This window comes from Bradyrhizobium prioriisuperbiae (assembly GCF_032397745.1).
GTDB classification, from domain to species: Bacteria; Pseudomonadota; Alphaproteobacteria; order Rhizobiales; family Xanthobacteraceae; genus Bradyrhizobium_A; species Bradyrhizobium_A prioriisuperbiae.
The window spans coordinates 5,150,004-5,163,517 of record NZ_CP135921.1 but is presented as its reverse complement, the minus strand read 5'-3'; the positions used below and the strand labels follow the sequence as shown (position 1 = coordinate 5,163,517).

Below are 13,514 nucleotides of genomic sequence, written 5' to 3'. Positions count from 1 at the left end.
AGCCCGGCAACGACGCATTATATGACGATGCGCTTCGTCCCCCACCATCGTCATACGCGGGCTTGACCCGCGTATCCAGCTTCGGGCCGCCGCAATAGGTGATGAGCCGGGCGCAAGTCCTAATCCTCCACAAACGCCTTCAGCCGTCCCAGCGCATCATCCCACTGCCGCGACACCTCGTCGAGGTACTTGCGCGCCTCATCGAGCGGCTTCGGCTCGAGCGCAAACAGGTTTTCGCGCCCGGCGCGGATGCTGCGCACCACGCCCACCGTTTCCAGCACGCGCAGATGCTTGGTCACCGCCTGGCGCGACAGCCGGGTGCCTTCGGTCAGGCGCGAGATCGACTGCGGCGTGCCGGTGCTGAGCCGGCCCAGCACCGACAGCCGCGTTTCGTCGCCCAGCGCCGCGAATACCGAGGCACTGGTCTTGAGCGCCGCTGCGCTACGCGTCACGTGCCAGATACTCCGCGATGTTCTTGATCTGCTCGGCCCAACCGCCGTCGTTCATGCGGAACGCCTCGGCGCGGCGGCCGGCCGGAATCTTGTCGAAGCCAGATTCGACCACGCGCAGCAATGTCCCACTCGGGATTCTCTCCAGCGTGAAGGTGACCAGCGTCGGCGTCTCCTGCGAGTAATCCTTGTCCGGATCGACCGCATATGGATGCCAGGTGAACGAGAACAGCCGCTCCGGCTCCATCGTTTTCACGACGGCGGTCCATTTGAGGTGTTCATATCCAGGATAGGTGATGTGGCCAGTGGACACCTGCCCCAGCACGAATGGCCCGTCGAGCTTGACGCGGAACCAGGCGCCGAATTCCTCGTGATTGGTCAGCGCGCGCCAGACGCGCGACACCGGGGCCTTCAGTTCGATGGATTTTTCAATGCGATCGGTCTCACTCATGCGCAACCTCCTGATTGCACATTGATATAAAGATTGCCTGGACGAAGCGCAACCTTTTTGTTGCTCTTTTATCGCCTCCGGACCACGTATGTCAGATGAGTCACCCGCTGCGTCGGCTCCGCGCGGATCGGCTCCAGAGCCACACGTCCCGCGTCCACGCCCTCGAACAGGCGGATTCCGGAGCCGAACAGCACGGGTGAGAGCGCGATCGAGAACTCGTCGATCAGGCTGGCGTTCACGTACGCCAGAATCGTTGCGCCGCCACCCGCGATGCGGACGTCGCAGTTGCCGGCAGCCTCGCGGGCCCGGTCGAGCGCGGCTTCGATGCCGTCGTTGACGAAGTGGAAGGTGGTCCCGCCCGGCCGTTCCCAGGGAGCCCGCTTCTCGTGCGTCACGACGAACACCGACGTGTGGAACGGCGCCTCCTCCGGCCATGCCCGCTCGCCGGCGTCGAACATGCGCTTGCCCATCACGCTCGCACCGGTGCGCGCGAACGTCTCCCGCAAAATGTCGTTGTCGCGCCCCTCCTCGCCGCCCTCGCCGAGCTTGAGGTTCTCCCGAAAGAACCGCTGCGGGAAAATCCACTGGTGCAGTTCCATCCACTGCGGCCCCATCAAGTCATCAAGGGACGCAGGCGCAATGAAACCGTCCAGCGACACCGACACGCTGAAGAACACCTTTCCGGCCATCAGCTCTCGGCCCCCCTTTGAGCGATCCCGGCGACATAGGCCGCGAGCTTGCTCAGGGTCTGCTGGCCGCCCTCGATCGCGCGGTACTTCTCGACCACCTCGTCGCGCAATTCCTTGGTGGGGAATACCGTGCGCATCTCGATCCGGGTCGCCACACCATCGGGTGCGAACGTCAAGACCGACTCGAAGGCGTTCGGGTCGCCGCGGGACTCACCGTGAAGCAGCGCGATCCGCTCCGGCGGGACGATCTCGGTCCAGGAGATCCACTCCTGGTAGTCCGTCCCCTCCGGTCCGTGCATCACAAAGACCCACTCCCCGCCGACGCGGAACTCGAACGCCCGGGTGGTGGTGGTGAAGCCCTCCGGTCCCCACCACTGCGACAGGTGCCGGACTTCGGTGAACACCTCGAACACCAGATCCCGCGGGGCATCGATGACCCGCGAGATCACGATCTCGCGGTCGGCTGTCCCTGACTGCATCGGCGCATCGCGTCCTGTCGCTGCCATCGATCACTTCCCCTTCCTTGCCTGCTTGAGGCCCTGCACATACGCGTCCAGCCGGTCGAATCTCTCGTTCCAGAATTTCTCGAACCCGCCTGTCCATTCGTGGACCGCGCGCAGCTTGCGAGCATCAAGGCCGTACAGGCGCTGCTTGCCGGCCTTGCGATCCCGCACCAGCCCGACTTCCCGGAGCACCCGCAGATGTTTGGACGCCCCCGGCTGAGTCATCCCCAGTTGCTCGGCCAAGTCGGTCACCGGCCGCTCACCCGCCCGCAGCAGTGCCAGGATCTCCCGGCGCTGCGGCTCGGCGATCGCATTGAAAACGTCCGATGTCGTCGCTGCTCGTGCCATGGCGCCAACATATGCCGATATCGGTATATGTAAAGCCAAAAATGTTGACGCGAACCGATATCCACTTCGCTGGAAAACGCCCTAAGCGACAGGCGTACGAACGCTCAGGCGAGCAGAAGCTTGTCCGGCGTCAGCGGCAGGTCGCGGACCCGCTTTCCGGTGGCGTTGAACACCGCATTGGCGATCGCGGCCGCAACGCCGGTGATGCCAATCTCGCCAATTCCGCGTGCGCCCATCGGGGTTCGGGGATCCGGAATGTCGGTCCACAGAACCTCGATCTCCGGCACGTCGAGGTGCACCGGGACATGATAGTCCGTGATCGAGGCGCTTACGATCCGCCCGGTGCGCTCGTCGAACAGCGTCTCCTCGGTCAGCGCCATGCCAATTCCCATGATCATTCCGCCGCGGAATTGGCTCGAAGCGGTTTTGGGATTGAGAATGCGACCGCAATCGAAACTCCCGACAAGGCGATCCACGCGGACCTCGCCAGTTACGTCGCTGACGCGAAGTTCGCAAAAGATCGCCGATCTACTGTGCATCGAGAATTTGAGCATTTCGAGGGGCGCACCGCTTTCGCCGAGCGCGCTGACCTCGTTGCGCGCCGCGCGCTTGAGGATCGAAACGAAGCTTTCGTGGCGGGACGGTTCGCCGATCTTCCGCAGGCCACCATCGGCGAGTTCGACCTCGCCCGACCTCAGGCCCGCAAGAGGCGTGTCGTTGCCGGCCAGGCGCAGCAGCTCAGTGGCCAGCTTCGCGCTGGCTGCATTGATCGCCGCGCCAAGCGACGCGGTCTGCGAAGACCCTCCGGCAAAGCTGCCGAAGGGCAGACTGGTATCGCCGATCCTGACGGTGACGCGCTCCAGCGGCAAGCCGAGACGATCCGCGGCGTGCTGCCGCTGCACGGTTGCCGTCCCCATGCCCATCTCGTGCGCGGCGCTCGAGACCATCGCTTGACCGCTTGCGTCGATGGTGATGCGAGCGGTCATGCCGGGCATCCGGGCGTAGGGAAAGGAGCCGGTCGCGCAGCCCAAACCGACGAGCCATTCGCCCTCGCGGCGGGATCGCGGCACGGCCGACCGACGGCTCCAGCCGAACCGCTCCGCACCCTGATCGTAGGCCTGCATCATGGCGCTCTGGGAATGCGGTGCGCCGGAGACTGGATCCCGATCCGGCGCGTTGCGGCGCCGCAGTTCGACGGGATCCATGGCGAGCTCGTGCGCGAGTTCGTCCATGGCGCATTCGACTGCGAAGGTGCCGACCGCCTCGCCGGGCGCGCGCATGAATGTGTTGGCCAACACATCCAGATCAACGATGTGCTGGACGACATCGAAGCTTTCCGAGGCGTAGACCGTACGGCTCGTCAAGGTGAAGGCCTCGTCGCAAGCGCTGTGCCGGGGTTTCACCGAGAAGCCGTGGTGAAGGAGGCCCTTGAGCTTTCCGTCCGCGCCCGCGGCGAGCGCGACGCGCTGCTCGGTCTGGGAGCGGCTCCCGACCAGGCGATGCATGCCGGCGCGCGACAGCGTCATCCGAACCGGTCGGCCGACGAGCCGGGCCGCCGCCGCGCCCAGAATCTGGTGATCCCATAGCCCCTTGCCGCCGAAGCCTCCGCCGACGAAAGGCGAACTGACATAGACCTGCGATTCCTTGATGCCGAAGACCTTGGCGAGCGACCCGGCCGTGCCGTTCAGCATTTGCGTCGCATCGTGGACGATCAGCCGGTCACCTTCCCAGACGATCGTCGAGGCATGAGGCTCGATCGGATTGTGACTGTGCCAGGGCGTGCGGTAGACCGCATCGACAGTACGCGCCGCCGTCCGGAACGCGGCCTCCACGTCGCCCTTCTTCAATCGGTTCTTCTCGATCATGAGCGAGTCGGGCGTGCGGGCATCGGCTTTCGCCTGATCGAACCGCGTGCGCGCGGCCGCCGTTTCATAACGCACGGCCACCAGCGACGCGGCGTGCTCGGCTTGTTCCTGAGTTTCGGCGAGCACGAGCGCGATCGCCTGCCCGTTCCAGCGAATCTCCGGGTCCTGCATCACCGGCAGGAGGTTGTTGCCGGCAGCCTTGAGGTTGGTCAGGCCGACCGGCGGCGGCACCATCAATTTCGGCGCGTTGCGATATGTCATCACAAGCGCAACTCCCGGCGCGGCCTCCGCGGCGGAGACATCGAGGTCGGTGATCGTGCCGCGCGCGATCGTCGAATGGACGCAAACCGCATAGAGCAGCCTCTCCATCGGCACTTCGGCGGCAAATCGTGCGGCGCCCCGCACCTTTTCGGGACCGTCGATCCGGGTCTGCTGCGTACCGAGGGAGACGCGCTTGTCGATCAGCGGGTCCGGTGTGGCGCCCGGCAGCCAGCTGCTGGGGACATAACCCATCGCGGTACGCACACTACCCACAATCGCGTTCTGAAGCTTGCTCATGCGTCCACTCCCGCGAGTTCGCCGAGCACGGCGGCGATCGTCCGTTTCGCAAGCTCGATCTTGAAGGCATTGCCCTCGAAAGCTTTCGCGGCTGCGAGTTCCGCCTCAGCCGCCTGGAGGAAACGCTCTTTTGTCGGTGCCTGGCCACGCAGAACCTGCTCGGCCTGCACCGCGCGCCACGGCTTCGCCGCGACGCCGCCCAAAGCGATCCGCACGTCCGCGATCCTTCCCGCAACCACATCGAGCCCGGCGGCGACCGAAACCAGCGCGAAGGCGTAGCTCGAACGATCGCGGACTTTGCGGTAGTTTGAATTCGAAGCAGTAGCACTCGGGGCGAGTTCGATCGCGGTGATCAGCTCACCCGGCCGCAGCACCGTCTCGATCTCCGGATGGTCGCCGGGCAATCGGTGAAACGCGAGCAGCGGAACGCGGCGTTCGCCTTCCGGGCCGGCGAGATGCACGATGGCATCGAGCGCGGCGAGCGCCACGCACATGTCAGACGGATGCGTCGCGATGCAGTGTTCCGACGCACCGAATATGGCGTGATAACGGTTGAAACCATCCACCGCATCGCAGCCCGCGCCAGGCGCGCGCTTGTTGCAGCGAGATCCGGCGGCATCGTAGAAATAGGCGCAGCGCGTCCTCTGGAGGATGTTGCCTCCGACGGTCGCCATGTTGCGGATCTGCGCCGAGGCCCCCGCCAGCAGGGCCCGCGACAACACCGGATAACGCGTCCGCACCACGGGATGCGCGGCGACGATGCTGTTGCGGACGGCTGCGCCGATCAACAGGCCGCCGTTCGGCGTGGTCTCGATGCTGCCCGGCAAACGAGACACGTCGACCAGCACGGCAGGCGCCTCGATGTTCTGCCGCATCAGGTCGACCAGGTTGGTGCCGCCGCCGAGATAACGCGCCCGCTCCATGCCGGCGATGGACAGCGCTTCGGTCCGGTCTGCCGTGAGCCGATATTCAAAGGGCCTCATGCCGTTCCTCCGATCAGCATCTCTTCGATCGCATCGACGATGCCGTTGTGGGCGCCGCATCGGCAGAGATTGCCGCTCATGCGTTCGCGCAGTTCCTGCCGCGTCGGCTCCTTCAGGCCTTCGGCCAGATCGACCGTCACGTAACTGGGGTCTCCCCGGCGCAACTCCGCGACCATCGCGACGGCCGAGCAGATCTGGCCAGGCGTGCAGTAGCCGCACTGGAATCCTTCGTGATCGATGAAGGCCTGCTGCAGCGGATGAAGACCGCCATTCTCCGCCGCAAGGCCTTCGATGGTCCGCACTTCCCGCCCATCAGCCTGAACCGCCAGTGTCAGACACGACAGCACCCGTGCGCCATCGACGATGACCGTGCACGCCCCGCAACCGCCTTGATTGCAGCCGAGCTTGGTCCCGGTCAGACCGAGCCGCTCCCGCAGCAGATCGAGCAGCGAGACCCGGGGGTCATCGGGCAACGGATATTCCGCTCCATTGATGACGATTGCCATCGACACCTCCGCTTTCGGATGGCCACGAAACCTGGGACCGATACGAAATTAGGATAGTACGATTTTCGTATTATTCAAGACTCGGACTCGGCGATCTTTTCAGTCAACCGGATCAACTCGGCTTGTTCCCGACGGTCGAGCGCGCGCAGCATGGTGCGGCAGGTTTCCCGATAACCGGCGATCTGATCTTCCACGACCTGTCGCCCCTTGGCCGTTGCGGTCAGCGCCACCGATCGCCGGTCATCGTCGGGCCGACGCCGCTCGACCAGATCCTTCCGAACGAGTCGGTCGACGGCGGAGGACATCGTTGTCAGTGCCACATTGAGATGTCGGGCGACGTCGCTCATGCCGCAGCCGGGATTGTCGCCGATGAACACCAGCGTCTGGGCGTCCAACGCGTTGAGAGCGTTGTCGGCAGCGGCAACCGCTTCGGCAACCTTGAATCGACGCGTGAACCGCCCGAAAGCCTGAGTAAGTTGTTCGACTTGGTCTTTGGTCGGCTCGGTCATGCCCGACAGCAAAACATATTCGCTGCATCAGCGCCAGCGATCCCGGCGCGCTGGCTCGCAGAGCCGCACGGTCGCAAGATCCGGCGCAGGATCAGGTGAGACCTCGAATCTCGCGGCTTGTCCTGGCGATCGAAAAGATTGCTGGCGGAAGGGAGCCTGGTTACCCGAACACGTCCTGCACCACGCCGTCCTTGATCACGACAACGCCGTCAAGCGCGATGGTGGTGCCCATCATCGGCAGATCGAAATGGCCGGCGGTGTAACGTCCGGCGAATTCGTTGGCGCCGGTGGAGAACAGGAAATTGCCGGGGACCGCGCGCAGCTCGGTGCCGTTGGTGTCGCGCTGGTCGTACATGGTCAGCGCCTCATAGCGCGCGCCGGGGTTCATGCCCCAGCCGACATGCGACACCGCATAGGCCTCGCGATCGCCCCAGGCGGCCAGATAGGAGCGCATCATTGCCGCGTCCGCGCCCTCGCCTTTGAGGTCGACGATGTAGTCGTCCTTCAGGGTCAGGTGAATGGGCGACGTGAGATAACGCTTGAAGGTGAGATTGATGTCGCCGGGCGCCATCACCAGCGTGCCGTTGATGGTGCCGCTTTTCGGGAAGCTGACCACGATGCCGCCGGGCCAGTGCGCCAGCGTGCCGGGACGATCGGTCCAGCCCCAGACGCCGACGGTGGCGGCGCCTTCCATGTTGACGTCGAGATCACTGCCCGCCGCGGACGTCACGCGCATGCGCTTGGTGCCGCGCAGCATCTTCGCGGCGGCCTTGACGCGCTTCTCGAGATTGAGATCCGGCACCATGCGCTCCAGCGCTTCCGGGTGCTCGTTGGAGATGACGAGAATGCGCGCGCCGGCTTTGAGAATATCCGGTGTCTCCGGCGCATGCATCAGGCCTTCGATGGTGCAGTCGACCACAAAGCCCGCCTGCTGCAGAGCCGTGACCACCGGCCCGAGCCGCTGGATGGCTTCGCTGGCGCCGGTGGAGCGGATCGGCACCACCTGCTTGTTGCGCGGGGTCGGCAGCACGATGTGGAACGGCCTGGCGCCCATCCGCAGCAGCGCCAGTTCGGCCAACTGCACATTGAGGGCGCGCGACTGGGTCTCGGACAGAATGGCGGCGGTGTCGCCGGGCTTGACGGCGCAGCGTTCGAAAATCTCGCAGAAGGCGTCGATCCACTTCGCCTCGATCCGGTCCGCCAGCATCGCACCCTCCTCTCGTGTCGGTGTTTTCAAAGCTTATAAGCTTCCGCCACCAATTTGACGTTGGAGCCTAAGACCATCCGTGTTATATGAAAAGGAATATTTTTAGAGTTAAAGGATACGGCCTCCCTGCTCCTTATCATTGTCGTTGCCGGGCTTGTCCTCAGCGACTTCGGCTTTGCCGAAGTCGCGGAAACAACCCCGATCAGGGACGCATTGCGCCCCTAAGCGAGATCACCGGGACAAGTCCGGTGATGACTATAGTGGGTGCAGTGAGGCGCGACACACTCAACAAGTTTCAACCCGACGCGAGGTGGGCTTGGCTGTCAAATCGATCAGGGACGATGTCGCGCCAGCCTCGGCGGTCGCGCCGCTGGACACCAAGACGTTTCGCCAGGCGCTGGGACAATTCCCGACCGGCGTCACCATCGTCACGGCCGCGCATGGCGATCGCCGTATCGGCATGACCGCCAACTCGTTCTCATCGGTATCGCTGGAGCCGCCGCTGGTGCTGTGGAGCGCCGCGAAGTCCGCGCCGAGCCATGATGCGTTCGTGGCCGCGTCCGGCTTCGCCATTCACTTCCTCGGTGCCGACCACCAGGAGCTGGCGATGCGCTTTGCCGGCCGCGGCCCGGACAAATTTGCCGGCATCACACATGCACCGGGCATCACCGGCGCGCCGCTGCTCACCGACCTTGCCCCCATCCTCGAATGCCGGACATGGGCGCGTTATGAAGGCGGCGACCACACCATCCTGGTCGGCGAAGTGGTGCGGCTGGTGGAGCGTTCGCACGATCCGCTGCTGTTTCACTCCGGTGTACTGCGCCGGATCGAGGCCGCGCGCCGTACGCCGGCGCTGCGCAGCAACAGTTTCGCGCGGACCTATCTCGCTTATCTGCTGGCGCGCGCCAGCTTCATCGTCTCCAACGAATTCCACGCCAAGCTGAAGACCTGGAACCTCTCGGTTCCGGAATGGCGGGTGCTGGCCTGCCTGATGGATGTGGAGGGCCTGCCGGTCGGCGAACTCGCCGCCATGGCGCTGATGAAACAGCCGCGGCTGACCAAGGTGCTCGACCGCATGGAGGCGGATGGCCTGGTGGAGCGCAGCAGCAGCGACGACGACCGAAGGCGTACGCCGATCCATCTGACGCCGAAGGGACGCGCTTTGGTGAAGCCGGTGCTGCGCGCGGCGAAAGCGCACGAGGCGGAGTTGCTGAAGCGCTTCTCCGACGACGAGCGTGCGGTGATCAAGTATGCGCTGGATTTGTTGATCGATACCCAGGCGGCGGAGAAGGATTAGAATCAGTGCTTTTTCTGTCGTTGCCGGGCTTGTCCCGGCAACCCCGATCAGGGACGCACTGCCCACCTAGAGCCTTTTCCGTTCTGGTTGAATCACAACAGAGGCTCTAGCTTTTTGTTTTGACGCGTTTTCTTCACGCGAACCGGTATCCACTTCGCTCGAAAACGCTCTAAGCGGGGTTGTTTCCGCGACTTCGGCAAAGCCGAAGTCGCGGAGGACAAGCCCGGCAACGACAAAGGAAAATGATCGTGGCGCGATTGGTATCTGTAGCCCGGATGAGCGAAGCGACATCCGGGATAAATGCACAACAAGGATCCCGGATATCGCTGCGCTCATCCGGGCTACAAGCCTGCGCCATTACTGCGGCGCGGTGATCGGTCCCTTGAATTGCGCCACGTTCAGCTTCGGCAGCATGCCGGTTTCGGCATAGATATCCAGCATCTTCTGGATCGCCTCGAAGTTCGGCGCCGCCACCGGATCGCGGGCGAAGTCGTTGTCTTTCAACAAATACGTCTCCAGCACCGGGATCGGCGCCTTCATGACTTCGTTGACGACCTTCAGCGTTTCCTCGCGATTGGCCAGCGCCATCTTCATGGCGCGGGTAATGTCGGCCACATAGGCCTTCACCAGATCGGGATTCTTCTCGACGAAATCCGCGCGGCAAGCTTCGGCGATCTGCACGATGTTCGGCATCACGTCCGACAGCGAGAACAGCTTGCGAGTGCCGCCCTTGGCTTCGGCCCGCGCCGCGAACGGCTGGTTCATGTTGACCGCGTCGACCCGGCCCTGGCGCAGCGCATCTTCCGATACCGCAAAGCCGACCTCGACCAGCTTGATGTCCTTCTCCGGGTCGACGCCGTTCTTCTTCAGCAGCATGGCGAACGGGCCATAGGTGCCGCCGCCGAGCACGGAGATGCCGACCGTCTTGCCCTTGAGATCGGCGATGGTCTTGATCGGGGAATCGTCCTTCACCGCCCAATAGACCGAGAACCCGCCGGGCTTCTCATAGACATGCTGGGCGACGATGTACGCCTTGAGGCCGCCATTGACGGTGCCGTTGGCGAGCGACAGCACGCCCTGGGTGGCGCAATCCAGCGCGCCGGCGGCAAGCGCCTGGGTCATCGGCGAGGTGCCCTGAAACTGGGTCCACTCGATGTTGTACTTCTTGCCCAAATCGGGGAATTGATCCGGACGTTTCATCATCCAGTATTTCGACTCTTCCGCCGGAATGGTCCAGCCGACGCGAATGGTCTGCTGCGCGAACGCCGAGGTCGCACCGAGCACGGCCGCCGCCGCACATCCCGCGATCAAAATCCGTTTCATTGTCTGACGCTTCAATGTCTGACGCATGCTCAGTCCCCCAACATGGAATAATATTGTGCGCGCTTTGATTGACGATGCGCACTTGTTCGCAAGTGTTTCACGCTTCAAATGACCCGGCAACCTGCTTTTTTTGCGCACGTTCAGGTCACGTTTGATGCAACCGCCTCACGCGTCGGGAAAGCCACGCAGCAGCACCTTGCGCACGCCGTACAGCAGGCCATTGAGCGTCAAGCCCAGCAGCGAGATCGAGATCAGCGGCACGAACATGTCAACGGTCTGGAAGCTGCGCGCCGAGCGCACCAGCAGGTAGCCGAGGCCATCGGTCGAGGAGATCATCTCTGCCAGGAACACCACGATGCAGGAGATCACGAGGCCGATGCGGCAGCCGGTCAGGATCGACGGCATCGCCGCCGGCAGCACCACCTTGTAGAGGATCTGGCGCGGCGGCGTGCCGGCCGCGAGCGCCGACCAGATCAGTTTCTGCTCGACCATCGAGGCGCCGTAGAAGGTCGACAGCAGGATGGGAAACACAGCGTCGGCGGCGACCAGCGCGATCTTCGAGGCATGGTCGAAGCCGAGCAGCAACAGCAACGCCGGATAGAGCGCCACTTTGGGCACCGGCGCCAGCACCCGCACGATCGGGCGCACCACCGCGCCGACGCTGCGGTTGACCGCCGCCGCGAGCCCGATGCCGACCCCAAAAATCACCGCAATGGAGAAACCGACAAACAGCCGCAGCAATGTCGCGCTGCCCTGGCTGAGGAAATCACTGCCGCCGAGCTGTTGCGCCAGCCGGGTGAACACCAGAGTCGGCGGCGGCAGCAGCGCCGGCGGCGCATAACCAAAGCTCACGATCGCCTGCCAGACGCCGAGCAGCAGCAGGATCGGCACGATCCCGAGCGCGATCTCCCTGGGGATGGCGAGGCTCTTCATGTGAAGCACATCATGTGAAACTCAATGGAATGTCTTGCTGCGGTTCGGACCAGGACACCAGCGCCCGGCGCAGCTTGTCGAACGCGGCATCGAAAATGATGCCAAGCGCGCCGATGATGATGATCATGGCGAACACCGTGTCGTACTGGCCCATGTCGAGCGCGTTGAACAGGATGTTCCCCGCCCCCGACTTGCGCGCGATCATCTCGCTGGTGACCATGGTGATCAGCGCCAGCACGAGACCCGTGCGGCAACCGGTGAGGATTTCCGGCAGCGCCGCCGGCAGCACCACGCGCAGCATGCGCTGGAAGGCCGACAGGCCCATCGCGGCGCCTGACCAGATCATTTTTTCTTCCACCGCCCTGGCGCCCTGGAAGCTGTGATAGATCACCGGCAGCGTAACCGCGAGAAAGATCACCAGAGTCTTGGAGAGATCGCCGACGCCGAGCCACAGCATGATGATCGGCATCAACGCCGCCTTCGGCACCGGATAGATCACCATCAGCAGCGGATTGAAGAACGCAGCCACCGCACGGCTGCGGCCCATCATCAGCCCCAGCGGGATCGCAACGATGACGGCGAGCCCAAGCCCGATCATCATGCGGCGGATCGAATCGGCGATATTGAGCAACGACTCGCGGTCGGTCAGGATGCCGGGGACGGCGCGAAGCGCCTCAAGGGCCGACGGAACGCTGTCGGTGCGCAGGGTCAGCGATCCCAGCTGCCACACCACCAGCAATCCGACACAGGCCGCCAGCGGCGCAAGACGCGCGGTCCAGATCCGCCGCGTCTCGGTCGCACGGCTCATGAATGCAACTCGTCTTCCGGACCGTCGTCGATCAGCTTCTCGATATCGACCACGTATTTCTGGTAACGCGCGTCGAGCAGCAGTTCGGCGCGGCGGCGCGGCCGCGGCAGGTCGATGTCGACGATCTCTTTAATCCGTCCCGGCGAACGCGTCATCACGATCACCTTGTCGGAGAGGAACACCGCCTCGTCGACCGCATGGGTGACGAACAGCACCGTCTTGCGGTCGCGCTCCCAGATGTTGAGCAGGTCGTTCTGCAGCCGGGTGCGGGTGTGGGCATCAAGCGCGCCGAACGGCTCGTCCATCAGCAAAACAGCGGGATTGTAGGCGAGCGTGCGCGCGATCGCGACCCGCTGCTTCATGCCGCCGGACAGCTCCTTGGGATAGAACGCTTCATAACCCTTCAGGCCGACCATCTCGATCAGCTTCTTGCCCCGCGCCTCGGCCTCCGCCTTGGCCACGCCCTGCTGGCGCAGGCCATACGTGACGTTGCCGAGCACGGTCTTCCACGGGAACAGCGCGAACTCCTGGAATACCGGGCCACGGTCCGGACCCGGTCCCGTGATCAGCTTGTCCTTGACCTTCACAGTGCCGAGACTCGGCTTGACGAAGCCGCCGACGATATAGAGCAACGTGGATTTGCCGCAGCCGGACGGCCCGAGAATGGACACGAACGCGCCGTCCGCAATCGACAGCGAGATATCGGACAGCGCAAGATGGCTTGCGCGGCCGGATGTCTCGAAGGTCTGCGAAACGCCGGCGATCTCGATCATCGCGGGCGCGGCCGCGGAACTTGCGTCCGGCCCGGTCGGAACAGCCTGGCGCAGCGGCACCGGCCTCATGCGCGGCTCTCCAGCTTAATGGACACCCTGAGTTGCAATTCCAGCATGCTCACCACCCGGGATTCACGCTCACATCGGATGGACTGTAGCGCAGATCCGAAATTATTTTAAGATTAAAATTAACGCGGGTTGCCCAGCGGGACGACGGCATTTTGAGCAGCATTCCGGATCTTTCGCTCGGCCCTCGCGTCGCGGACCGTTCTTCCCGATACCATTCCCCCGACAGCCTTCAGAGCAAGACTG

General features: G+C 63.9%; 15 protein-coding genes. 1 reads left to right on the top strand and 14 read right to left on the bottom strand.

Going from position 1 to position 13,514, the window contains the following annotated elements; genetic code table 11:
- Nucleotides 1-119 precede the first annotated feature (119 nt).
- The 10 genes from RS897_RS24440 to RS897_RS24395 form a co-directional block, all read right to left on the bottom strand.
- Nucleotides 120-452: an ArsR/SmtB family transcription factor gene (locus tag RS897_RS24440; RefSeq protein ID WP_315831291.1), complete on the bottom strand. Its 333-nt coding sequence runs from the start codon at nt 450-452 to the stop codon at nt 120-122.
- Entirely contained in the window at nt 442-900 is a 459-nt protein-coding gene (locus RS897_RS24435) for an SRPBCC family protein (protein WP_315831290.1), read from the bottom strand. Before RS897_RS24435 ends, RS897_RS24440 begins: the two co-directional genes overlap by 11 nt.
- Nucleotides 901-968: 68 nt before the next feature.
- On the bottom strand, nt 969-1,589 hold the full coding sequence (locus RS897_RS24430; protein ID WP_315831289.1) for a dihydrofolate reductase family protein: 621 nt from the start codon (nt 1,587-1,589) through the stop codon (nt 969-971).
- Nucleotides 1,589-2,095, bottom strand: a complete 507-nt coding sequence (locus tag RS897_RS24425; protein WP_315831288.1) for an SRPBCC family protein — start codon at nt 2,093-2,095, stop codon at nt 1,589-1,591. The genes RS897_RS24430 and RS897_RS24425 overlap by 1 nt, the downstream gene beginning before the upstream one ends.
- A 3-nt stretch (nt 2,096-2,098) precedes the next feature.
- Nucleotides 2,099-2,440, bottom strand: coding sequence for an ArsR/SmtB family transcription factor (locus RS897_RS24420; RefSeq protein WP_315831287.1), 342 nt, complete (start codon nt 2,438-2,440; stop codon nt 2,099-2,101).
- Nucleotides 2,441-2,544: 104 nt separating this feature from the next.
- Nucleotides 2,545-4,818 carry a xanthine dehydrogenase family protein molybdopterin-binding subunit gene (locus tag RS897_RS24415; protein ID WP_407654563.1) on the bottom strand — a complete coding sequence of 758 codons (2,274 nt, stop codon included), beginning with the start codon at nt 4,816-4,818 and terminating at the stop codon, nt 2,545-2,547.
- 41 nt (nt 4,819-4,859) lie between these two features.
- Entirely contained in the window at nt 4,860-5,846 is a 987-nt protein-coding gene (locus RS897_RS24410) for an FAD binding domain-containing protein (protein WP_315831285.1), read from the bottom strand.
- Nucleotides 5,843-6,352 (bottom strand): (2Fe-2S)-binding protein, encoded by a 510-nt coding sequence (locus tag RS897_RS24405; protein ID WP_315831284.1) that lies wholly within the window; start codon nt 6,350-6,352, stop codon nt 5,843-5,845. The genes RS897_RS24410 and RS897_RS24405 overlap by 4 nt, the downstream gene beginning before the upstream one ends.
- A 74-nt stretch (nt 6,353-6,426) precedes the next feature.
- Nucleotides 6,427-6,861 carry a MarR family winged helix-turn-helix transcriptional regulator gene (locus RS897_RS24400; protein WP_315831283.1) on the bottom strand — a complete coding sequence of 145 codons (435 nt, stop codon included), beginning with the start codon at nt 6,859-6,861 and terminating at the stop codon, nt 6,427-6,429.
- Between the two features lie 160 nt (nt 6,862-7,021).
- Entirely contained in the window at nt 7,022-8,068 is a 1,047-nt protein-coding gene (locus tag RS897_RS24395; RefSeq protein WP_315831282.1) for a 2,5-dihydroxypyridine 5,6-dioxygenase NicX family protein, read from the bottom strand.
- A gap of 316 nt (nt 8,069-8,384) precedes the next feature.
- Between RS897_RS24395 and RS897_RS24390 the strand changes: the two genes are divergently transcribed.
- Nucleotides 8,385-9,365, top strand: a complete 981-nt coding sequence (locus RS897_RS24390; protein ID WP_315831281.1) for a flavin reductase — start codon at nt 8,385-8,387, stop codon at nt 9,363-9,365.
- 357 nt (nt 9,366-9,722) lie between these two features.
- Here RS897_RS24390 and RS897_RS24385 read toward each other — a convergent pair whose 3' ends face one another.
- The 4 genes from RS897_RS24385 to RS897_RS24370 form a co-directional block, all read right to left on the bottom strand.
- The gene (locus RS897_RS24385) at nt 9,723-10,688 is read right to left on the bottom strand and encodes an ABC transporter substrate-binding protein (protein WP_315831280.1); all 966 of its coding nucleotides are present in this window, start codon (nt 10,686-10,688) and stop codon (nt 9,723-9,725) included.
- A 165-nt stretch (nt 10,689-10,853) separates the two neighbouring features.
- Entirely contained in the window at nt 10,854-11,621 is a 768-nt protein-coding gene (locus RS897_RS24380) for an ABC transporter permease (protein WP_315831279.1), read from the bottom strand.
- 10 nt (nt 11,622-11,631) lie between these two features.
- Nucleotides 11,632-12,429 (bottom strand): ABC transporter permease, encoded by a 798-nt coding sequence (locus RS897_RS24375; RefSeq protein ID WP_315831278.1) that lies wholly within the window; start codon nt 12,427-12,429, stop codon nt 11,632-11,634.
- On the bottom strand, nt 12,426-13,271 hold the full coding sequence (locus tag RS897_RS24370) for an ABC transporter ATP-binding protein (protein ID WP_407654291.1): 846 nt from the start codon (nt 13,269-13,271) through the stop codon (nt 12,426-12,428). Before RS897_RS24370 ends, RS897_RS24375 begins: the two co-directional genes overlap by 4 nt.
- Nucleotides 13,272-13,514: the final 243 nt, after the last annotated feature.

Excerpts from the sequence above, each read along its gene's own strand:
- RS897_RS24410 (WP_315831285.1), bottom strand. The coding sequence starts at position 5,846 with ATGAGGCCCTTTGAATATCGGCTCACGGCAGACCGGACCGAAGCGCTG.
- RS897_RS24375 (WP_315831278.1), bottom strand. The coding sequence starts at position 12,429 with ATGAGCCGTGCGACCGAGACGCGGCGGATCTGGACCGCGCGTCTTGCG.
- RS897_RS24400 (WP_315831283.1), bottom strand. The coding sequence starts at position 6,861 with ATGACCGAGCCGACCAAAGACCAAGTCGAACAACTTACTCAGGCTTTC.
- RS897_RS24435 (WP_315831290.1), bottom strand. The coding sequence starts at position 900 with ATGAGTGAGACCGATCGCATTGAAAAATCCATCGAACTGAAGGCCCCG.
- RS897_RS24370 (WP_407654291.1), bottom strand. The coding sequence starts at position 13,271 with ATGAGGCCGGTGCCGCTGCGCCAGGCTGTTCCGACCGGGCCGGACGCA.
- RS897_RS24425 (WP_315831288.1), bottom strand. The coding sequence starts at position 2,095 with ATGGCAGCGACAGGACGCGATGCGCCGATGCAGTCAGGGACAGCCGAC.
- RS897_RS24380 (WP_315831279.1), bottom strand. The coding sequence starts at position 11,621 with ATGAAGAGCCTCGCCATCCCCAGGGAGATCGCGCTCGGGATCGTGCCG.
- RS897_RS24430 (WP_315831289.1), bottom strand. The coding sequence starts at position 1,589 with ATGGCCGGAAAGGTGTTCTTCAGCGTGTCGGTGTCGCTGGACGGTTTC.
- RS897_RS24420 (WP_315831287.1), bottom strand. The coding sequence starts at position 2,440 with ATGGCACGAGCAGCGACGACATCGGACGTTTTCAATGCGATCGCCGAG.
- RS897_RS24395 (WP_315831282.1), bottom strand. The coding sequence starts at position 8,068 with ATGCTGGCGGACCGGATCGAGGCGAAGTGGATCGACGCCTTCTGCGAG.
- RS897_RS24415 (WP_407654563.1), bottom strand. The coding sequence starts at position 4,818 with ATGGGTTATGTCCCCAGCAGCTGGCTGCCGGGCGCCACACCGGACCCG.
- RS897_RS24385 (WP_315831280.1), bottom strand. The coding sequence starts at position 10,688 with ATGAAACGGATTTTGATCGCGGGATGTGCGGCGGCGGCCGTGCTCGGT.
- RS897_RS24405 (WP_315831284.1), bottom strand. The coding sequence starts at position 6,352 with ATGGCAATCGTCATCAATGGAGCGGAATATCCGTTGCCCGATGACCCC.